The organism is Ruegeria sp. AE3, from assembly GCF_056542225.1.
In genome coordinates this window covers 1-20,237 of sequence record NZ_JBQFZL010000023.1, presented here as the reverse complement: position 1 = coordinate 20,237, position 20,237 = coordinate 1, and the positions used below count along the sequence as shown (strand labels likewise).

General features: G+C 56.9%; 20 protein-coding genes. 14 read left to right on the top strand and 6 right to left on the bottom strand.

The genetic code is table 11. The features are described 5' to 3' along the window. Positions 1–37: 37 nt before the first annotated feature. The gene (locus ACR0NZ_RS19825; RefSeq protein ID WP_480474447.1) at positions 38–352 is read right to left on the bottom strand and encodes a hypothetical protein; all 315 of its coding nucleotides are present in this window, start codon (positions 350–352) and stop codon (positions 38–40) included. Positions 353–558: 206 nt separating this feature from the next. On the opposite strand from ACR0NZ_RS19825, the gene ACR0NZ_RS19820 reads away from it, so the two are divergent. Both ACR0NZ_RS19820 and ACR0NZ_RS19815 read left to right on the top strand, forming a co-directional pair. Further along, complete coding sequence (locus tag ACR0NZ_RS19820; RefSeq protein WP_480521334.1) at positions 559–1,152, top strand: HD domain-containing protein; 594 nt, start codon at positions 559–561, stop codon at positions 1,150–1,152. Between the two features lie 42 nt (positions 1,153–1,194). Further along, the gene (locus ACR0NZ_RS19815; protein WP_480521332.1) at positions 1,195–1,626 is read left to right on the top strand and encodes a hypothetical protein; all 432 of its coding nucleotides are present in this window, start codon (positions 1,195–1,197) and stop codon (positions 1,624–1,626) included. A gap of 19 nt (positions 1,627–1,645) precedes the next feature. Here ACR0NZ_RS19815 and ACR0NZ_RS19810 read toward each other — a convergent pair whose 3' ends face one another. Together ACR0NZ_RS19810 and ACR0NZ_RS19805 are read right to left on the bottom strand one after the other, a co-directional pair. Beyond that, complete coding sequence (locus tag ACR0NZ_RS19810; RefSeq protein WP_050604676.1) at positions 1,646–2,200, bottom strand: ActR/PrrA/RegA family redox response regulator transcription factor; 555 nt, start codon at positions 2,198–2,200, stop codon at positions 1,646–1,648. An 81-nt stretch (positions 2,201–2,281) separates the two neighbouring features. After that, positions 2,282–2,908 carry an SCO family protein gene (locus tag ACR0NZ_RS19805; protein WP_480521330.1) on the bottom strand — a complete coding sequence of 209 codons (627 nt, stop codon included), beginning with the start codon at positions 2,906–2,908 and terminating at the stop codon, positions 2,282–2,284. Between the two features lie 90 nt (positions 2,909–2,998). Between ACR0NZ_RS19805 and regB the strand changes: the two genes are divergently transcribed. The 10 genes from regB to ACR0NZ_RS19755 all read left to right on the top strand — a co-directional run bounded on the left by regB (position 2,999) and on the right by ACR0NZ_RS19755 (position 15,605). Next, entirely contained in the window at positions 2,999–4,396 is a 1,398-nt protein-coding gene (gene regB / locus ACR0NZ_RS19800) for a sensor histidine kinase RegB (protein ID WP_480521328.1), read from the top strand. 66 nt (positions 4,397–4,462) lie between these two features. Further along, complete coding sequence (locus ACR0NZ_RS19795; RefSeq protein WP_480521326.1) at positions 4,463–5,968, top strand: PAS-domain containing protein; 1,506 nt, start codon at positions 4,463–4,465, stop codon at positions 5,966–5,968. 42 nt (positions 5,969–6,010) lie between these two features. Further along, on the top strand, positions 6,011–6,484 hold the full coding sequence (gene tsaE, locus ACR0NZ_RS19790) for a tRNA (adenosine(37)-N6)-threonylcarbamoyltransferase complex ATPase subunit type 1 TsaE (protein ID WP_480521324.1): 474 nt from the start codon (positions 6,011–6,013) through the stop codon (positions 6,482–6,484). Continuing rightward, a complete protein-coding gene (locus tag ACR0NZ_RS19785) occupies positions 6,481–7,485 on the top strand; it encodes an aminoglycoside phosphotransferase family protein (protein ID WP_480521322.1) in 1,005 nt (334 codons plus the stop codon). Before tsaE ends, ACR0NZ_RS19785 begins: the two co-directional genes overlap by 4 nt. Next, complete coding sequence (locus tag ACR0NZ_RS19780; RefSeq protein ID WP_480521320.1) at positions 7,482–8,168, top strand: nucleotidyltransferase family protein; 687 nt, start codon at positions 7,482–7,484, stop codon at positions 8,166–8,168. Before ACR0NZ_RS19785 ends, ACR0NZ_RS19780 begins: the two co-directional genes overlap by 4 nt. Next, positions 8,161–11,085 (top strand): double-strand break repair protein AddB, encoded by a 2,925-nt coding sequence (gene addB, locus ACR0NZ_RS19775; RefSeq protein ID WP_480521318.1) that lies wholly within the window; start codon positions 8,161–8,163, stop codon positions 11,083–11,085. The genes ACR0NZ_RS19780 and addB overlap by 8 nt, the downstream gene beginning before the upstream one ends. Continuing rightward, the gene (gene addA / locus ACR0NZ_RS19770) at positions 11,082–14,441 is read left to right on the top strand and encodes a double-strand break repair helicase AddA (protein WP_480521316.1); all 3,360 of its coding nucleotides are present in this window, start codon (positions 11,082–11,084) and stop codon (positions 14,439–14,441) included. Before addB ends, addA begins: the two co-directional genes overlap by 4 nt. A gap of 60 nt (positions 14,442–14,501) precedes the next feature. Beyond that, positions 14,502–14,822 (top strand): thioredoxin, encoded by a 321-nt coding sequence (gene trxA / locus ACR0NZ_RS19765; protein ID WP_209505247.1) that lies wholly within the window; start codon positions 14,502–14,504, stop codon positions 14,820–14,822. A gap of 73 nt (positions 14,823–14,895) precedes the next feature. Continuing rightward, positions 14,896–15,246: a Lin0512 family protein gene (locus tag ACR0NZ_RS19760; protein ID WP_480521314.1), complete on the top strand. Its 351-nt coding sequence runs from the start codon at positions 14,896–14,898 to the stop codon at positions 15,244–15,246. Further along, the gene (locus tag ACR0NZ_RS19755; RefSeq protein ID WP_480521312.1) at positions 15,243–15,605 is read left to right on the top strand and encodes a Lin0512 family protein; all 363 of its coding nucleotides are present in this window, start codon (positions 15,243–15,245) and stop codon (positions 15,603–15,605) included. The genes ACR0NZ_RS19760 and ACR0NZ_RS19755 overlap by 4 nt, the downstream gene beginning before the upstream one ends. A gap of 62 nt (positions 15,606–15,667) precedes the next feature. On the opposite strand, the gene ACR0NZ_RS19750 is transcribed toward ACR0NZ_RS19755, so the two are convergent. Continuing rightward, positions 15,668–15,862 (bottom strand): DUF1127 domain-containing protein, encoded by a 195-nt coding sequence (locus tag ACR0NZ_RS19750; protein ID WP_480521310.1) that lies wholly within the window; start codon positions 15,860–15,862, stop codon positions 15,668–15,670. Positions 15,863–16,059: 197 nt separating this feature from the next. Here ACR0NZ_RS19750 and hslV point away from each other — a divergent pair, with 197 nt between their 5' ends. Continuing rightward, a complete protein-coding gene (gene hslV, locus ACR0NZ_RS19745) occupies positions 16,060–16,617 on the top strand; it encodes an ATP-dependent protease subunit HslV (protein ID WP_480496391.1) in 558 nt (185 codons plus the stop codon). Here the strand turns inward: hslV and ACR0NZ_RS19740 are convergent. Both ACR0NZ_RS19740 and ACR0NZ_RS19735 read right to left on the bottom strand, forming a co-directional pair. Further along, positions 16,609–17,850, bottom strand: a complete 1,242-nt coding sequence (locus tag ACR0NZ_RS19740; protein ID WP_480496393.1) for an MFS transporter — start codon at positions 17,848–17,850, stop codon at positions 16,609–16,611. The two genes, hslV and ACR0NZ_RS19740, sit on opposite strands and share 9 nt — an antisense overlap. Positions 17,851–17,954: 104 nt before the next feature. Next, positions 17,955–18,356, bottom strand: coding sequence for a DM13 domain-containing protein (locus ACR0NZ_RS19735; RefSeq protein WP_480482580.1), 402 nt, complete (start codon positions 18,354–18,356; stop codon positions 17,955–17,957). 197 nt (positions 18,357–18,553) lie between these two features. Between ACR0NZ_RS19735 and hslU the strand changes: the two genes are divergently transcribed. Beyond that, positions 18,554–19,861, top strand: coding sequence for an ATP-dependent protease ATPase subunit HslU (gene hslU, locus ACR0NZ_RS19730; RefSeq protein WP_480521307.1), 1,308 nt, complete (start codon positions 18,554–18,556; stop codon positions 19,859–19,861). Positions 19,862–20,237: the final 376 nt, after the last annotated feature.

Below are 20,237 nucleotides of genomic sequence, written 5' to 3'. Positions count from 1 at the left end.
ACTTTGAAGACTGTTACCGGAAGCTTGGTGGCCGCTTTCAGCTTGGCGTGCCTTCGATTTTTATCTTTGGTATCGCTTCAAAAAAATCGGTGCCAACGGCAACAATACAACTGATTCCGTTCGCATTGGTAACCAAAACGGTATAGCTGCCCGTTTCTTTCGAGGCCCAAACCTCCATCACAGACTGCGCGTCGCGCGTCTTTTGCAGGCCGCCAAAGGCCAATTCCTCGGCATAGTTTTCCTGCAATTTGGTGACGATGTCGCCGCGCTCTGCACAACTCCGGGCAAAGGCTGGTGGGGCGGTCGCGGCCATTCCAAAGGTCAGGGCAATGGCGAATAAACGCTTGAACATGACAAACTCCTATCGTTTCGCGTTTCACGGTCGAGAGGAGCACACCGGGAGAAGCATGTGCCCCCCTCGGTTTTGATGTCGGGATCATGGCGCGCCGTTTCAAAGCACAAATGCTCAAGAAACTGTTGGCAGCAAGTGATCCAGACAGGTACATCATAGCACAAAAATATGGCGCAATCGCGTCCGGTCAGGTGAGGCATAGCAAAATGGCAACACAACCCAGGGCATGGCAGCGCATGTTATCGGGGCGTCGGCTGGATCTGCTGGACCCGACCCCGGTGGATATCGAGATCGAAGATATCGCGCATGGGCTTGCTTTTGTGGCACGTTGGAATGGGCAGACACGCGGCGATTTCGCCTATTCTGTGGCCGAGCATTCCCTATTGGTTGAGGAACTCTTCGGAAGAATTGCGCCCAAGACACCCGTCAAATGGCGGCTGGCAGCCCTGTTACATGATGCGCCGGAATACGTGATCGGCGACATGATTTCGCCGGTCAAATCTGCCGTGGGCCCCGGTTACGGCGCGCTGGATGACCGGCTGGCGGCGGCGATCCACATCCGCTTTGGCCTGCCCGCTACAGTGCCGAAAACGGTGAAACGGCAGATCAAAAAGGCCGACAAAATCAGTGCCTGGATGGAGGCGACGCAGATTGCGGGCTTCTCCGAGGCGGAGGCGACGAAGTTCTTTGGTCGCCCGGATAAAGCGGTGATGGAGGGATTGGAAATCACGCTTAGGCCACCGGTTAAGGTGCGTGAGGCGTATATGGCTCGGCATAGCGAACTGTTGGCGGCGTGCTGAAACACTTTGCTTAAGGTTGCGTATCAAACAAAGAGAAGCTGAATGAACGAAACATCCATTTATCAAGCTGTAAGAAGCAAACTTATTACTCACGGAGCCGACAAAACCAAAGATGGTCGGGTCACTTTTAATGACCCAAAATTATTCGGATTGTTTGTAAAACTAGAAAGGGCCGCAAAAGGGTCAAGTTTTTCCGCAACTCAATCCACTGTCCAAGAAATCGAAGATTATGCCTTTTCTATTGGCAAGGGGCATTTGGTTGTCTTCGCTTTCATGTACCTGCGGTTTTCCGACCTGACTCCTAAGACTTGGGAAATAGACGAAGAACTGTCTGACGGGAAAGTAAAAACAACCAGTATCTATGAAAGAGAGCTTTCCGAAGAAGAAATGCTCATCGGTCTTTGGGCAAAGGTACGGTACGATACCATCGGACAGTATTACCTTTCAGTTGTCTACAAGGACGAACGCTCTTAAGACTATTCAGCCAAAAGTTTTACCGCGGGCTGCGTTTCGCCAGTATCCGCTGCAATGTCCGGCGGTGCATGTTCAGCCGCCGCGCCGTTTCGCTGACATTGCGGTCGCACAGCTCATAAACGCGCTGGATATGTTCCCAGCGCACGCGGTCCGCGCTCATGGGGTTTTCCGGCGGCGGGGGCAGTTCGTCGCCCTTGGCCAGCAGCGCATTGGTGATGTCGGTGGCGTCGGCGGGTTTCGACAGATAATCGGTTGCGCCGATTTTTACGGCGGCGACTGCGGTTGCAATCGCCCCGTACCCGGTCAGAACCACAACCCGGCTGTCGGGGCGCTTTTCGCGCAGAACCTCAACCACATCCAGACCGTTGCCATCCTCCAGTCGCAAGTCAACAACTGCGTAAGCCGGTGGGCGGGCGGTGGAAATTGCACGACCTGCGGCGACGGATCCTGCGGTTTCAACCTCGAACCCACGCTTTTCCATGGCCTTGGCCAAACGTCTCAGAAACGGCTCGTCATCATCCACCAAAAGCAGGGATTTGTCAGGGCCGATATCAAGCTGAGAACTGTCTGCCATATGTTAGGTCTTTCCGCTATTTCATGCCTTTGGCTTAAACATGAGTAATAGCAGCGCAGAAACAAAGGTCAAACAACCTTGTTAATGCGCAGCCTGGTCCAGAAAGCACCCGACCTTGTCCGCCATCTGTTCGGCCGTGTCATCGCGCTTGAAGAATTCAAGGAAACCATGTTCGGGCGTCACCAGATAGGTGAAGGTGGAATGGTCAACAAGATAGAATTCGTCGCTTTTATCCTGTGCCTTGTAATAGGTCTTGTAAGCCTTGCTCGCCGCCCTGATCTGTTCGGGCGAACCGGTCAACGCAATCGTTTTGCCGCCAAGGTTGAAGGCATAATCATCGACTACTTCGGGCGTGTCCCGTTCGGGATCGATCGAGATGAACAGCGCCGTTGCCGACTGCCCGCGCTGGTTCAGGATATCCACGGCCTCAACATTGCGGGACATGTCAAACGGGCAGACATCGGGGCAGAATGTATAGCCGAAATAGACAAGTGTGGGTTCGGTGATAACGTCTTTGTCGGTCACCGTCTCACCTTTGCCATTCACCAGTTCAAACGGCCCGCCGATAGCAGCGGTCCCCCCGGCGATCTGCCCAGACCGGCACTGTGCAAACTGGTCACCAGAACCGCCCCCACGCGTCAAAAGCCACATCGCACCTAGGCCAATAGCCAGAACGAGAGTTGCAAGAATTGCGTATAGGCGGGTCATTTCGGTTTTCCGGTCGCAAGGAGTTGTTGATCGTTTCGGCCGGGACACCTAACAAGATGACCAGCCTTTGCAACAGGACATAAGCGACCGATGGCAGATTCCGATCAGACTTTTTGGCGCGGCCAGGAACGCAGCAGCTGGATCCGCCTGCGCACTCTGATCCTGTTGCGATGGGTTGCCATCTTTGGTCAGATCACTGCCATCACCGTGGCCCAGCAATACTATCATGTGCAGCTGGAACTGGGCCTGTGCTATCTGGCCATCGGGATCTCGGTCATGGGTAACCTGACCGCCATTCTGTTGTTTCCACAGAATAAGCGGATGTCCGAGTTCGAAAACTTCCTGATGGTTCTGTTCGATCTGTTGCAACTGTCGATCTTGCTGTATCTGACAGGCGGGCTGAACAACCCCTTTGCCCTTCTGCTTCTGGGGCCGGTCACGATTTCCGCCAATGTGATGAGCACACGGTCGACCTTGATTGTCGGGGCTGTTGCAATTGTTCTGACCACTCTGCTGGCGGAATTCCACCTGCCGCTGCGGACCAACATCGGGGTGGTTTTGGACATTCCGGAAATCCTGCTGTTTGGCAACTGGGCGGCTATTATTATCGCCATCGTCTTTATCGGTGCCTATTCTCACCGCGTCAGTTCCGAGGTTCAGTCCATGTCCGAAGCGCTGGCTGCCACCCATATGGCGCTGGCGCGCGAGCAAAAACTGACCGATCTGGGCGGCGTGGTCGCCGCCGCCGCGCACGAGCTGGGCACCCCTCTGGCAACAATCAAACTGACGAGTGCGGAACTGATCGAAGAGCTGGACGACCGTCCCGACCTCAAGGAAGACGCGGCCTTGATCCGCGAACAGGCCGATCGGTGCCGCGACATTTTGCGCGATATGGGTCGTGCCGGAAAAGATGACCTGCATTTGCGGCAGGCTCCACTTTCAACAGTGGTGAACGAAGCCGCCGAACCGCATGTTGACCGGGGCAAGGTCGTTCATTTTTCGGAAGGCCCGGCGCAGGACGGAGATGTGCTGCAACCCTCGATTCTGCGAAAGCCCGAGATCATTCACGGACTCCGCAACCTGATACAGAATGCCGTAGATTTCGCCCGCGCCAATGTCTGGGTCGAAGCCGAATGGACGGACAGCAAAATCACCGTCAGCATCATGGATGACGGGCGCGGCTACCCGTCGCACATGATTGGCCGCATCGGTGATCCCTTCATGCGCCGCAGACGGGCCGAAGCCGACCTGCGAACCCGTCCGGAATACGAAGGCATGGGACTGGGGCTGTTCATCGCAAAAACGTTGCTGGAACGCAGCGGCGCCGAGCTGAAATTCGCTAATGGCACGGATCCGTATCAGCGTCTGACCGATCAAAAAGACAGGACAGGTGCAATCGTCAAGGTCTCGTGGCCGCGCAACCTGATTGACGCGCAAAAAGGTGACACTCCGGTTCCATCCGGTTCCAACAAACGCATTCAAGTATGAGTTAAGGAGCCGTTAACCTATCCTGCCCATAGTCAGCCGGGGTTTGGTTCTACCTTGGGGAAATTAATGGCCGATTGGATCATTCTGGCCGCGATCAGCCTGGTATCGGGATGCTTTGCCGTACAGTGGTTATTGCCACGCCAGACGCGACGCGACGATGTCTTTGGCTTGTTTTCAACAACATCCCTGTTTGATGCGGTATTCCTGTTTGATGGTGATCACCTGATCAGCCACTCCGATATCGCGCTTGCCGGGTTCGAGCATGTTGGAAGCTGGCAGGATTTGCACCGCCTGCTGAAAAGAGATTTCCCCACCTTCCCCGAAACACCCGAAAAAGTTCGCGACCAAAACGTACTGGTAATCTCGGCCATTGATTGCACAGTCGAACGCGAAGTGGTGTGTGAATGGATCGACGGGATTGTCCGCGTGCGTCTGCACGAACCGGCCCGAATCTCTCCGACCAGGTCAAGCGCGCTGAGTGAACCGAGCCGTCTGGCCATGGAACAGGCCCCCTATCCGGTATGGTTGCTGGATCACAACAGCCAGGTGCAGTGGTGCAATGCAGCTTATGTCACGCTTGTTCGCCGGGCACGTGGTCAGGATGCCGATCTGACTGCCCCTCTGTTCCCGGACACCTCTGATGCTCCGTCGCTCGGAAAATCAAGAGTGGCGGTGGAAGTGACAGGAACCAACAGCAAGTTGTGGTTCGACCTGACGCAGATCGTGCAGGACGACGGGCGGTTATGTTACGCCACAGACATCAACGCTATTGTCGAAGCAGAAACCGCGCAACGCAAGTTCGTGCAGACCATGACCAAGACCTTTGCTCAACTTTCGATCGGCCTGGCCATTTTCGATCGCAACCGGCAACTGGCGCTGTTCAACCCGGCCCTGATTGATCTGACCACGCTGCCGCCGGATTTCCTCAGCTGCCGCCCGAACATCAGCAGTTTTTTCGACCGGCTTAGGGATCAGCACATGATGCCAGAGCCCAAGAACTACCGTACATGGCGGCGTCAGATGAACGACCTGCTCGAAGCAGCCGAGGGCGGTAATTATCACGAAACATGGTCGCTGCCCTCTGGCTCAGTTTATTCTGTAAGCGGCAGGCCGCATCCCGATGGGGCCGTTGCGTTTCTGTTCGAAGATATTACTGCCGAAATCACGTTGACGCGACGCTTCCGGTCCGAGATGGATCTGATGCAATCCATATTGGACAAGCTGGCCGATGCAATCGCTGTATTTGCCGATGATGGCACCCTGGCCCTTACCAACTACGCCTACGAAAAGCTTTGGGGCGACGCACAGGAAATCGGCTTTCAGACCGACACGGTCACCGATGTTACGCGGCGGTGGCAGGACCATTGTGTTGCTACGCCGATCCTCGGAGAGATCCGGGATTTTGTCGAAATGCGGGATAACCGGGCGGAATGGACGGCTGAAATCCGGATGCGGTCAGGCATCACTTTGGACTGCACGGTTTCACCAGTTCATAACGGTGCGACGATCGTGCGGTTTGCACCCGTGGATCTTCTGACAAAAACCGCCCCGTTGGAACAGATCAGCGCCTGAACCGGGGTTGCAGCCGATTGGGCAGAACGTCATTGTGACGCCATGACGACGACCTCCCAAACCCTGACGTTTAAATCGCCCGATGAAACCGCAGATTTCGCGGCCCGTGTCGGGTCTTCGCTTGGTTCCGGGGATGTCCTGTTGCTTAGCGGCGCAATCGGCAGCGGCAAGACGCATTTCGCGCGCAACCTCATTCAATCACTTATGCCTGAACCGGAAGACGTGCCATCACCCACATTCACTTTGGTTCAGACCTATGACACCCCTGCCGGTGAGATCTGGCACTGCGATCTTTATCGGCTGAACGCGTTAGAGGAAGTGGATGAACTGGGTTTGGTTGAAGCCTTTGACACAGCAATCTGCCTTGTGGAATGGCCGGAAAAACTGGGCGCACTAGCCCCTGTCGCTGCGTTAAAACTGGCCTTCGAAACAGACCATGACACAGAAGAAACCCGCCACATGTCCTTGTCATGGACCGATCCGAAATGGGTAGACAAGTTGGAGAATGCCGGATGACAAACAGGACAGTCCTGGCAGAGGCCCTTATTGCACAAACTCCTTGGGTCGGGGCAACGCGTGCACCACTGGCCGGCGACGCATCGAACCGCCGGTACGAACGCGTGACCGATCCGGTCAGTGGGCGAACGGCTGTCCTGATGGATGCACCACCTGACAAGGGCGAAAGCGTCGAATCATTTGTGCGTGTTGCCGAGTATCTGCGTTCGATTGGCCTGAGTGCGCCCGAGATTTACGCAGAAGACGCTGAATATGGATTTCTGCTGCTGGAAGATCTGGGTGATGATCTGTTTGCACGCGTCCTTAAAAAAGACCCGTCCAAAGAACGCCTTTTGTACGAGGCCGCGACAGACGTGCTGCTGCACCTGCATCAGGCGCCAATATTATCACTACCGTCTTACGATCCAGCCCTGATGACGGACCTGGCGGCACTGGCGCTTACGAAATACGCCGCTGGCATTCAGGGCAATGTTGATCAGGGCGTTCTGGACCGGTTCGAACTTCGGTTTGCAGATATTTTGCACCGCGAAACCTCTGGGGACAAAGTTGTCATTCAAAGGGACTATCACGCAGAAAACCTTCTGTGGCTGCCCAAGCGCGACGGCATAAGGCGCGTCGGATTGCTGGATTTCCAATTGGCCATGCTGGGGCACCCCGCCTATGATCTGGTGTCCTTGCTTCAGGACATTCGCCGCGATGTTTCGGTCGGAACAGAAATGCAGATGATCAACCGCTATATTGCAGGGTCAGGTATGGACGATCACGAATTTCGTACCGCGTACAGCGTATTGGGCGCGCAGCGAAATCTTCGCATCCTTGGCGGTTTTTCGCGGCTGGCAACCGACTACGGCAAGCCGCAATATCTGGACATGATCCCGGCGGTCTGGTCGCACCTCATGAGGGATCTGGAACACCCTGCCCTTGTTTCGGTGGCCTCGCTGCTGCACGACGCTCTGCCCCGACCAACACCTAAGAATTTGGCCAGGCTGAGGCCCCAATGACCGGATCACCCTTTGCCGTAATGTTGTTTGCCGCCGGGTTTGGCACCCGTATGGGCGCGTTGACCAAGGACCGACCCAAACCGCTGATCGAAGTGTCCGGGCGCGCCCTGATCGACCACGCGCTGGATCTTGTCGACAACCTTGGCCCTGTTCGCACAGTGGCAAACGTGCATTACCACGCCGATCAGCTCGACGCGCATCTCAGGCCCAAAGGCATTCTGATATCGCTGGAAGAGCCGGAGATTTTGGAAACCGGCGGCGGGTTGCGCGCAGCCCTGCCATTGCTGGGCACCGACCCTGTGTTCACACTGAATACCGACGCAATCTGGTCCGGCCCAAATCCATTGATGCTGCTGCAAAACGCATGGGACCCGTCCCGCATGGATGCGCTTTTGATGTGTGTTCCGACTGCGCAGGCCATTGGTCACGACAGGCCGGGTGATTTTACCGCCGATCAGGTGGGGCGGATCACGCGTGGGCTCGACTTGGTTTACGGGGGCGCGCAGATCCTCAAGACACAAGGGTTGTACGCCATTTCGCAACCGGCGTTTTCGTTGAACCTGCTTTGGAACCAGATGCACGATCAGGGGCGTTTGTTCGGCATCGAGTATCCCGGTCGCTGGTGTGATGTGGGCCACCCCGATGGGATCGCTCTGGCCGAGGATTTGCTGGCAGATGTTTGACCCCGGACCCCTGCCCCGAGTCTTCGCCGTCCCGCCCGGTACGGATTTCCCCAAGGCGTTGGTCGACGGCCTGAGGCGGCGTTGTTCAGGCCCGCCCGAGGCTTTGGCGCGGGTGGGGCTGGTGTTGAACACGCGGCGTATGGAACGGCGCGTACGTGATCTGTTCAATCAGGGGCCACCATGCCTGCTGCCCCGCATCACGCTGTTAACCGATCTGGGGGACAGCGCTGATCTGGCGCATATTCCACCTGCCATCCCGCCCCTTCGGCGGCGTTTGGAATTGTCTCAGCTGGTGGCCAAATTGTTGGAACAACAACCGGATTTGGCCGCGCGGTCATCGGTTTTTGACCTGTCCGACAGTCTGGCGGCGCTGATCGACGAAATGCAGGGCGAAGGTGTGTCACCGGACACGATCCGGGGGCTGGATGTCAGCGACATGTCCGGCCATTGGGCGCGGGCTCAGACCTTTATCGGTATCGCGGATCATTTCATTGACACTGGCTCGCAGGTGATGGACGCGCAGGCCCGCCAACGTCGCGTGGTCGAAAACCTGATCAACCGCTGGCAAACCGATCCCCCCCTGCATCCGCTTATTCTGGCCGGGTCGACCGGTTCGCGCGGCACCACGCTGATGCTGATGGATGCCGTCGCGCGCTTGCCGCAAGGGGCGCTGGTACTGCCCGGTTACGATTTCGACCAGCCGGATCACGTTTGGGAAGGGTTGGATGATGCGTTGACTTCGGAAGATCATCCGCAATACCGGTTTCGCAAGCTGATGCGCGGGCTGGGCCTGTCACCCGGTCAGATTACTCCATGGACAGACCTGAACGCCCCCTCGCCTGCCCGTAACCGTCTGGTTTCCCTGGCTTTGCGCCCAGCCCCGATCACCGATGCCTGGATGAGCGAAGGCCCGAAACTGGCTGATCTACTCGGCGCAACCAAAGACCTGACACTGGTCGAGGTGCAATCACCGCGGGACGAGGCTTTGGCCATTGCCCTGCGCCTGCGACAAGCTGCCGAAACCGGTCAGACCGCCGCCCTGATTACGCCGGATCGCATGTTGACCCGTCAGGTCAGCGCCGCGCTGGATCGGTGGAACATTCTGGCAGATGACAGCGCCGGTCTGCCGCTGCAACTCTCGCCTCCGGGCCGGTTTCTGCGACATGTGGCTGGTCTGTTCACGCGCCGTCTGGACGGCGAGGCGCTGCTTACATTGCTAAAGCACCCGTTGTGCCATGACGGCAGTAAACGCGGTAAACATTTGCTGCACACGCGTGATCTGGAACTGGATCTGCGCCGCAATGGCCCACCATTTCCGGATGGCACCAGCCTCACCGCATTTGCAGTACGCAAAGAAGCCCTCGAAAGCTGGGTCCATTGGGTTGTTCACCACTTCTGCGATCAGCAGATCAGTGGCGAGTTGGCGCTTTCCGACTGGGTAGATCGGCTCACAACACTGGCCGAGGCGATCTCGGCTGGCAGCGCAGGTGAAACCGGCACGCTGTGGGACAAGAACGCGGGTCAAAAGGCGCTGGCAGTGCTGAATTCTCTCAGGGATGAGGCGCAACATGGCGGGCCGATGACAGCCCATGATTTTGCCAATCTTCTGGGCGCGCTGCTTGCCGGGGAAGAGGTCCGCGACCGCGATGCGCCGCATCCGCATATCATGATCTGGGGCACACTCGAAGCGAGGGTACAAGGTGCAGACCTGTTGATCCTTGGCGGATTGAATGAAGGCAGTTGGCCAGGGGCGCCGGCGCCCGACCCCTGGCTGAACCGACAGATGCGCGACAGGGCGGGCCTGTTATTGCCTGAACGCCGGATCGGCCTGTCGGCGCATGACTTTCAACAGGCCATCGGCGCGCCCGAGGTCTGGCTAACCCGCGCAACCCGCTCGGATGATGCGGAAATGGTGCCGTCTCGTTGGGTGAACCGGCTGACAAACCTGTTGCAGGGTCTGCCTGAGCAGGGTGGCCCCCAAGCGCTGGCCGAAATGCGCGCCCGTGGCCAAAACTGGCTGAACTGGTCCGAGGCTCTGGAAGACACGCCGCGCATTGACCCCGCGCCACGCCCATCCCCGCGCCCGCCAGTTGTCGCGCGTCCGCGTCACCTGTCAGTAACGGAAATCAAGCGACTGATCCGCGATCCCTATGCCATTTACGCCAAGCATGTGCTGCGGTTGAAACCTCTCGATCCGCTTGTCCAGGCACCCGACGCGTTGCTGCGGGGGATCGTGATCCACGAAATCCTCGAACATTTCGTCAAGGATAGCGTGCTCGACAACGCCTTGCTGACGCGTGAGAATTTTCTGAAACGCGCGCACACATTACTGGAGCAGCATGTCGCCTGGCCCACGGCGCGACATCTGTGGCTGGCGCGGCTGGAACGGATCGCAGACGACTTTATCAGCGCTGAACTTTCGCGCCGGGGTGACGGTGGGCCAGTGGCCTTTGAAGCGGCGATGAAGCTGGTGCTGAACCCGTTGGACTTCACCATCACAGGGCGCGCTGACCGGATCGATCACAACAGCCGGGGGGCCTTGCGGATCATCGACTATAAAACCGGCGCGCCTCCAACAGAAAGCCAGCAATCCAAATTCGACAAGCAATTGCTGATCGAGGCCGCAATGGCCGAGCAGGGCGGTATCGAGGGGCTTGACCCGATGGCGGTGACAGAGGCCATCTTCATCGGTATGGGTGGTGCCTATAATGAGGTGCCCGCGCCGCTGCTGAAAGAACCCGCCGACAAGGTTTTGACCGAGCTGAAAGAGTTGATATCAGCCTATTTAGAGTCTGATCAGGGGTATTCGTCCCGCCGAATGCTGCACAAAGATACGGATATCGGTGACTATGATCATCTTGCCCGGTTCGGCGAGTGGGACCGGACAGCCGAAACGCGCCCCGAGGATCTGACATGAGCGCGCGCAACGAAGCAACCGAACGGCAGGTGCAGGCCTCGCGACCCGATGCCTCGACCTGGCTGGCCGCCAATGCAGGGTCAGGGAAGACACGGGTTTTGACCGATCGGGTGGCGCGCCTGCTGCTGGGTGGCGTCCAGCCACAACACATTCTTTGCCTGACCTATACCAAAGCTGCTGCCAGCGAGATGCAGAACCGATTGTTTGACCGTCTTGGCAAATGGGCAATGCTTGAAGATGCCAGGCTGCAAAAGGACCTGGCCGAACTGGGCGTGACCGGCGCCATCGATTCAGACCGGTTGGCACAAGCGCGCACCCTGTTTGCCCGCGCCATTGAGACGCCGGGCGGCTTGAAAATCCAGACAATTCACTCTTTCTGCGCCTCGTTGCTGCGTCGTTTCCCGCTCGAGGCCGGAGTCAGCCCGCAGTTTTCGGAAATGGAAGACCGTGCGGCAGCTTTGCTGAGGGAAGAAATTGTTGAAGATTTCGCGGAAGGCCCGCAGGCACGGCTGATCGAAGACGTGGCCCGGTTTGTCACCGATTCAGGCTTTGACAAGCTGACTGCGGCGATCGCCCAAAAGCGCAACCTGTTCGCGCAACAACTGGATTGGTCTGATCTGTTGCAACGCTTCGAGCTGCCCTCGCATTTTAGCGATAATGCGTTGTTCCAAAGCGTTTTTTTGGGTGGTGAGGTTGAGCTGATCCAGTCAATGTTGCCCCTATTGCTCGAAAGTGGCGGCAATAATGCCAAGGCAGCGGCAAGGCTGGCAGGGTTTACCGAAGCACGATTGGCTCACTTGCCCATGCTGGAAGACGTGCTGCTGACCGGAAAAGGCGCAAAAGAACCGTTCACCGCCAAGATCAACGGCTTTCCCACCAAGCCCCTTCGCGAAGGTGCGCTGGCGGACCGGATGCCTCAACTCGAAGCTCTCATGCTGCGGGTCGAAGCTGCGCGTGAACGCCGACTGGCGCTGATTGCTGCCCAGAAAACCGCCGTTTTGCACCGCTTTGCCGCTGCATTCCTAACGGAATATGAGCGCTGCAAGCAGTTGCGGGGGTGGCTGGATTTCGACGATCTAATCCTGCGCGCACGTCAGGTTCTGAATGACCCGGCGGTGGCTGAATGGGTGCTGTACCGTCTGGACGGGGGTATCGACCACATTCTTGTCGACGAAGCGCAGGACACCAGCCCCGATCAATGGGATGTGGTGGAAAAACTGGCTCAGGAATTCACTAGCGGGGAAGGGGCCCGATCAGGGGTCGAGCGCACTATCTTTGTTGTCGGTGATAAAAAACAATCGATCTATTCCTTTCAGGGCGCCGACCCGCAAGCCTTTGACCGTATGCAGGAAGAGTTTGACCGGAAACTCTCTGATTCAGGCTCTAAACTGTGGGATTCGACGCTGGAATATTCATTCCGATCCTCCAGCGCGATCTTGTCTCTGGTCGACACGCTTTTTGAAAACCGCGCCGATGCAGGATTTCAGAAGGAAAGTCAGCACCGCGCCTTCAAATCCGATTTGCCCGGTCGGGTTGATCTTTGGCCCGTCGTCGAGAAAGTCGAGGACGCGGAGGAGGGGGATTGGACCGATCCGGTGGACCGGCCCGGATCACGGCACCATACCGTTATTCTGGCCGAACGGGTGGCTGCGTCGATCAAAAAAATGATCGATGACGGCGAAACTATACCTGAAGACGGGGACACACAGGGCCAGTTTGTTCGACGCAAAGTTCAGCCCGGTGATTTTCTGATCCTTGTGCAACGCCGGTCTGACCTGTTCGCCGAGATCATCCGCGCCTGCAAGGTTGCCGGGCTTCCCATCGCCGGGGCGGACCGGCTGAAAGTGGGTGCCGAACTTGCGGTCAAGGATCTGGCTGCGCTGCTTAGCTTTCTGGCGACGCCCGAAGACAGCCTGTCGCTGGCGACAGTTCTGAAATCCCCACTGTTCGGATGGTCCGAGCAGCAGCTTTTCGATCTTGCCCATCGGCGGGAGGAGCAATTCCTGTGGGCTGCTTTGCGCAGACGCGCCGACGATTTCCCCGAAACCCTGGCCGTGCTGAACGATCTGCGCAGTCAAATCGACTTTCTGCGCCCCTATGACCTGATTGAACGCATTCTGACCCGACACGACGGGCGACGAAACCTGTTGGGCCGACTGGGACCCGAGGCTGAGGACGGTATCAATGCCCTGCTATCGCAGGCGTTGGCCTACGAGCGGACGGATATCCCCAGCCTGACTGGATTTCTGGTCTGGATGCAGACCGACGATCTGGAGATCAAACGACAGATGAGCGGGGTCGGAAATATGATCCGGGTGATGACGGTGCACGGCTCGAAAGGTCTGGAGGCTCCGATCGTCATTCTGCCTGATACCGGCAAACGCCAGCCGCCACGCGACGCCGAAATCATGGTGGCAGACGGGACACCCCTGTGGAAGGTTTCGGCAGACCAATCGCCGAACCTGATCACTCGCGCCCGGACAGAGGCGCGCACCCGCGAGGAAAATGAACGGCTTCGCTTGCTTTATGTGGCTCTAACAAGGGCTGAAAAGTGGCTGATCGTGGCAGCGGCAGGTGATTTGGGTAAAGATGGCAACAGCTGGTACCAGATGGTAGAAGCAGCGATGGAAAGGGCCGGGGCAACGCAACTGCCTGGTTCAGATACACGTCGGCTGTCCCATGGCGACTGGGATGGGTTTCCACTGGTTGAGCTGTCACGCGCATCGGCTAAACATTCAGATCTACCTGATATGTTCCTGCACCCTGCACCTGAACCGGTTGTACCTGCGGCCACCATCAGCCCTTCGGATCTGGGTGGGGCCAAGGCGTTGCCAGGTGACGCTGGTCTGGATGAAGACGCTGCCAAACTGCGCGGAACCCGCGTGCACCTGCTGCTTGAGCATCTGCCCAAAGTCACGCAGGACCACTGGCCAGAGCTTTGCGCCCGCCTGCTGCCCGGCATGGGGCAAGAGGATCAGAACGCATTGCTGACCGAAGTCACAGGCGTGCTGACATCCGAAAGCCTGCGACACATTTTCACGCCGGACACATTGGCCGAAGTACCTGTAACTGCCGACCTGCGCGGGCAGCGAATGTATGGGATTGTCGACCGCCTGATCGTGACGGACACCGAAGTCCATGTAATTGATTTCAAATCAAATGCCACCGTTCCGAACCGGGTCGAAGATTGCCCCGAAGGGTTGCTTCGCCAAATGGGCGCGTATGCGCAGGCCCTGTCGCAGATCTATCCGGACCATAAGATACGCACCGCAATCCTTTGGACAAGAACGGCAAATCTTATGTGGTTGCCACACGATCTTGTGACGGATGCCGTGGCCTGCACCCAGATATCTTGACCTTGCCTACTGCCACCCCTACCTTCACAGCCCAAGCGCATTTCATTCAGGAGACATAATATGTCGACCGTAGCCGTCACCGACGAAACCTTTGACGCCGAAGTCAAGAACTCGGACGTTCCAGTTGTAGTGGATTTCTGGGCCGAATGGTGCGGACCCTGTAAGCAGATTGGTCCGGCACTGGAAGAGCTGGCCGCCGAATATGGCGGCAAGGTCAAGATCGCCAAGGTGGACGTGGACAACAACCCGAACTCTGCCGCCGCCATGGGCGTGCGCGGCATCCCGGCGCTGTTTATCTTTAAGGACGGTCAGGTTGTATCGAACCGCGCAGGCGCTGCCCCCAAAGCCGCGCTGCAAAGCTGGATCGACGAATCCATCTGATCTGGCGATAACGGATTGTTCGAAAGGCGTCTCAGATTGGGGCGCCTTTTTTGTTGAAACGGCGGGGAAACCAATGGCAAAAACGCGCGTTCTTGTAGAATTCGGGATGGGCACTTCCCTGCGCCGGATGGACTATACCGAGGCGTCGCTGCGGGCGATCAGGGACGCGCTGTGGCACAACTCGGTCAATATGGCCGAACTTTTTGGTTTCCCGAAAGAGGCGATGATCATTGATGCCGAGATCGGCGTGCAGCAGCCGGATCAAGTGGATACCGACGCCCTCAAAGCCGTTTTCCCTTATGGTCAGCCCAACATTACCGTCACAAAAGGTGGGTTGGACATCGAAAAACCGAATGGTGACGGCCACACGGTGATAGCCAACGCTGCACTGATCGTTTCTTTCAACATGGACCCGGCGCAATGAGTGAAAAGCGGATCATCCTGGAAATGGGCACTGGTAATGACCTTTATGGTCAGGATTATACCAAAGCAGCCCGCCGCGCGGTACAGGACGCGCTGCATCATTCATCCATCACGCTGTTTTCAAAGCTGGGGATCGATCACAACGAAATGCGCGTGCTTGTGACAATCGGCGTTCAGAATCCGGAACAGGTGAATTGTGAATTGGTTGCTGCCGACATGCCGCGCGGCCGGGTCGAGGTTCGCGCGGTCAAAGGTGGTCTGGATGTAGCTGATGAAGAAGCTGGCACTCTGCACGTCATTGCAACTGCCGCGGTCGAAGCTTTTTTACCCGATCTTGCCGGGAAATACATCCAGAGTTGAGCAACGAAAAAGCCGCTCGGAAATCCGGGCGGCTGGTTCGGTTTGATGATCCGTCGGTTGGATTAGATTTTTGCGATATCCGCGCGGCTCAGACCGATATCGTCCAGCTGCGTGTCGCTGAGTTCCGACAGAAGGTTACGTGTTTTACGTGCTTCATTCCATGCGACAACACTGTCGAATGCATTGATGAAAACGTCCGCCACGTGCAGGATGGTAGCTGCTCCGAGCGGCGCATGAATATTAGCTGTGGTTGCCATGTGCGCAGTCCTTATTGAAGAAACAGCCGACCCGTCGTCGGTTGTGAGCCTCATCTAGTACCGCTTGGCCGGACTCACAATTGCTGGTCCGGTAACCCCGAATTGCATTTTTTGCATATCTTTTGGGCAGTTTGGCAATGGGTTGCGCCAACAACCGGTCCGGCCCATATATACCGCCAGCAAAAGCGGAGACGATCATGGCAGATAACGACTTTCCCGGTTGGCACGGCACAACGATTATCGGCGTCAAGAAGGACGGTCATGTCGTCATTGCCGGCGACGGTCAGGTGAGTCTGGGTCAGACCGTGATCAAGGGCACCGCGCGCAAGGTGCGTCGCCTGTCTCCCGGAGGGTTCGAGATCGTGGCAGGTTTTGCCGGATCGACAGCGGATGCCTTCACGTTGCTGGAACGGCTGGAAGCCAAGCTTGAGGCTACGCCCGGCCAACTGGCCCGCGCCTCAGTTGAACTCGCCAAGGACTGGCGCACAGACAAGTATCTGCAAAAGCTTGAGGCGATGCTGATCGTGACAGACGGCAAGGATCTGCTTGTCATCACCGGGGCAGGGGATGTTCTGGAACCCGAACACAATGTGGCTGCCATCGGGTCGGGAGGCAACTTCGCTCTGGCCGCCGCGCGTGCCATGATGGACAGCGACAGATCCGCAGAGGACATCGCCCGGCAATCCATGGCCATCGCAGCAGATATCTGCGTCTATACCAATGGCAACCTGACGGTTGAGACGATCTCAGGCTAAAAGCGCTTTGATCTCTTTGCCTTTCCATCGACGGTGCATGCCGATCAACCCCAGGACCGCCGCTACGATCACGATGTAATAGGGCACGCGGATATCGATGCTCATCAATCCGCCACCGATCAGTGACATGATCCCGCCCGCAAGGCAGAACACGGCAGTGGCCACGCCCATGGCCCAGCCCTGATCCGCCTCGCTGACGCTTGAGGAGAACAGGCCCAACAGCGTTGGATAGGCGACCCCGAACAGGAAATAGAAGAAAAACACCGGGACATAGCTGAATACACCGCTTGGGCTGAAGGCAAAGGCAAACCCGCAAATGACCATCACCACAAGCGACGTGTAAATGATCGCGTGTTTGCTGAACCTTTCCTGGGCAGGCTTCACCAGGAACGTGCTGGAAAAGGCCAGCGCCACACCGATGACCACCATCGCCACGCTGCCCCCGATGACCCCATACCCGAATGCGCTGGTTAGGAAATTGTCGACAAACACGTAGAATGTGACATTGGCGATCATGAAAAACGAATAAACCGGCAGGATTTTCAGAACCAGTGGGTGTTCGCCAACTGCGATCAGGCTGTCGGTAATATCACGGGGGCGAAACACAAAGGGCTCGCGCTTGGTTCGGGTGTCCTTGAAAAAGAGCAGCACCAGAAATATCGCCACCAGAACCAACACGAACGCGCCATAGAACGGGGTTTTCAACGTGGCAAAGCCGCCGAATAACGCCGAATCCGACAAAACCGCGCCTATGATCGGCCCGCCGACAAGGCCAAAGCTAACACCTGTCACGATGTAGCCCATGTTTCGGTCCCGGTCAGACGCGTCGGTGCTGCCATCGATCATCGCCGCCTGCGCGATGGGCTGATTACCCGCAGTGAACCCGGTAATCGAACGGCCAACGATCAGCAGAAGCAGGTTATTGAGATAAAGCGCCACAATGGTCAACGCATATCCGGCCAGCGCCCCCCCAAGGCAGACCAGCAATGCATTCTTTCGCCCAATCGAGTCAGACACTTTCGAGACATAAACAACGCCCAGAAACCACGACAGGAAAAAGCATCCGATCACCAGACCATAATAAAAATGCCTGCGGCCGACAGGCGTGCTTTCCGGCAGGAAACCGGAGCTCGTTTCCATGATCAGCGAATTGATGATGGGAAAGACCAGACCTTGTCCGATCAGGTCCACGAACACCACGAACAGCAGGGTGATCTTGGCAATTTTCGTCATACACTCGCCCCGTGCTCAAATGCTTTGGGGCGAGTGTAGCAGATATGCGCCGTGTCAGCTAACGACGGATTAGATGCCGGATGATCCGGCCTCTGTCGTTCAGATTATTTTAGCGACGCAACACCCAGCGGGACGCCAGCGACCTCACACCAGATGTAAACTTCGTTGTAGCCCGAGATGTCCATAGTTGGAGGCACCGCATAAGATTGCTTGCCTTTCAAATTCAGCAGTGCACCCAGCTTAGATGACGGGTCGTATTCGCCATCCTTACCGAATGCCACACGCGGGTCGGGGCCACCGTCCAACGAAAAGTCGTTGCCTAATTCAACGATATAACGATCGCCATCCTTTTTTACTTTGACCGAGCCGCTGGTTTCGTGCTTCGAGCGCCCCTCGAAATGACCCTTTTTCTTGTCACCCCCGGCCAAAGCCGCATTGGTGCCGACCAGAGTCAGAGCCGCGCCAGTGGCAGCCGCGTTCAGAAAAAGTGAACGACGAGTCATCATTTTACGTTCTCCATTAGATAAGTGCGGGCGACTTTGCCCGTTGACGCAGACTATGCGCAGCAAATATCTGTGTGGCGATTAACATCACCTCGAATTTCCGTGTTCGGTTCGTGTGTTGGCGTGAGTTTTTTGTGATCAGCTTGTGTTTTCGCAGCTTATGATTAGGTTCCGGTGCGAAACAAACGGATAGAACACATATGACCGACCTGACCCCGCGCGAGATTGTCTCGGAACTGGATCGTTTCATTATCGGGCAAAAGGATGCCAAGCGCGCCGTGGCCGTTGCACTGCGCAACCGCTGGCGCCGCAAGCAGTTGCCGGACGATATTCGCGAAGAGGTGTATCCAAAGAACATCCTGATGATCGGCCCCACCGGTGTCGGCAAAACCGAGATCAGCCGCCGTCTGGCCAAGCTTGCGCGCGCACCCTTTATCAAGGTCGAAGCCACGAAGTTCACCGAGGTTGGCTATGTCGGTCGCGACGTGGAACAGATCATCCGCGATCTGGCCGATGCCGCCATTCTGCAAACTCGGGAATTCATGCGCGAAGATGTCAAGGCCAAAGCCTATCAGGCCGCCGAAGACCGCGTGATTGACGCCATCGCTGGTACGGATGCCCGTGAAGGCACACGAGAGATGTTCCGCAAAAAGCTCAAGTCGGGTGAGCTGGATGAGACGGTCATTGAACTGGACGTCGCGGACAGTTCAAACCCAATGCCGATGTTCGATATTCCGGGACAGCCTGGCGGTCAGATGGGGATGATGAATCTGGGCGATATCTTCGGTAAGGCGTTTGCCGGGCGCACTGTTAGAAAACGTCTGACTGTCGCCGAAAGCTATGAGGTGCTGATCGGGGAAGAGGCCGACAAGCTGCTGGACGATGAGACGGTCACCCGCACCGCATTGGAATCGGTGGAGCAGAACGGCATCGTTTTTCTGGACGAGATTGACAAGGTCTGTGCCCGCACAGAATCGCGTGGTGGTGATGTAAGTCGTGAAGGGGTGCAGCGCGACCTGCTGCCTCTGATCGAAGGCACAACCGTCTCGACAAAGCACGGTCCGGTTAAAACCGACCACATCCTGTTCATCGCATCCGGTGCGTTCCATATCGCCAAACCATCAGACCTTCTGCCCGAATTGCAGGGTCGTCTGCCCATCCGGGTAGAGCTGCGCGCGCTGACCGAGGAAGACTTCGTGCGTATCCTGACCGAAACCGACAACGCATTGACCCGTCAGTACACGGCCCTCATGGCCACCGAAGAGGTTACGGTTGGGTTTACCGAGGATGGTATTGCCGCCCTGGCGCGGATCGCAGCCGACGTGAATCAAAGCGTTGAAAACATTGGTGCGCGGCGGCTTTACACCGTCATGGAACGGGTCTTTGAAGAGCTGTCATTCACCGCACCAGACAGGGCCGGAACGGAAATAACGGTCGATGCGCAATTCGTGAACGACAATCTGGGCGAATTGACCAAGTCGGCGGATTTGAGCCGTTACGTTTTGTAGCAGCTCGGATCTGATACTGCCGCTTTTCCCGTTTCTTTCCTCCGCTCTTTCGTTCCAAACAAAGCGTTTTTCTATTCACGTGATTGCATTTTTGGCCACCAGCAAGGAATGGACAATCAGAAGTTCAGCTAAGAGCCCCGTCAAGAAAGTCGCCAAAGCCATCAGACGCAAAACTCGACAAAAGAGCTTACCCATTCAACTTGTTCGCGCGGTCAATTAACTACGCTCTGAAAATTTCGAATCGAAGTCACATTCCAGATACGTGCAGCAAATCCAAAACGTATACAACAGACGGTTGAGGTTAGGTGTTATGGAGATTGAGCGGACGGGGTTGTCGGGTGTGTTGGTTATTCGCCCGCAGCGGCATGGGGATTTG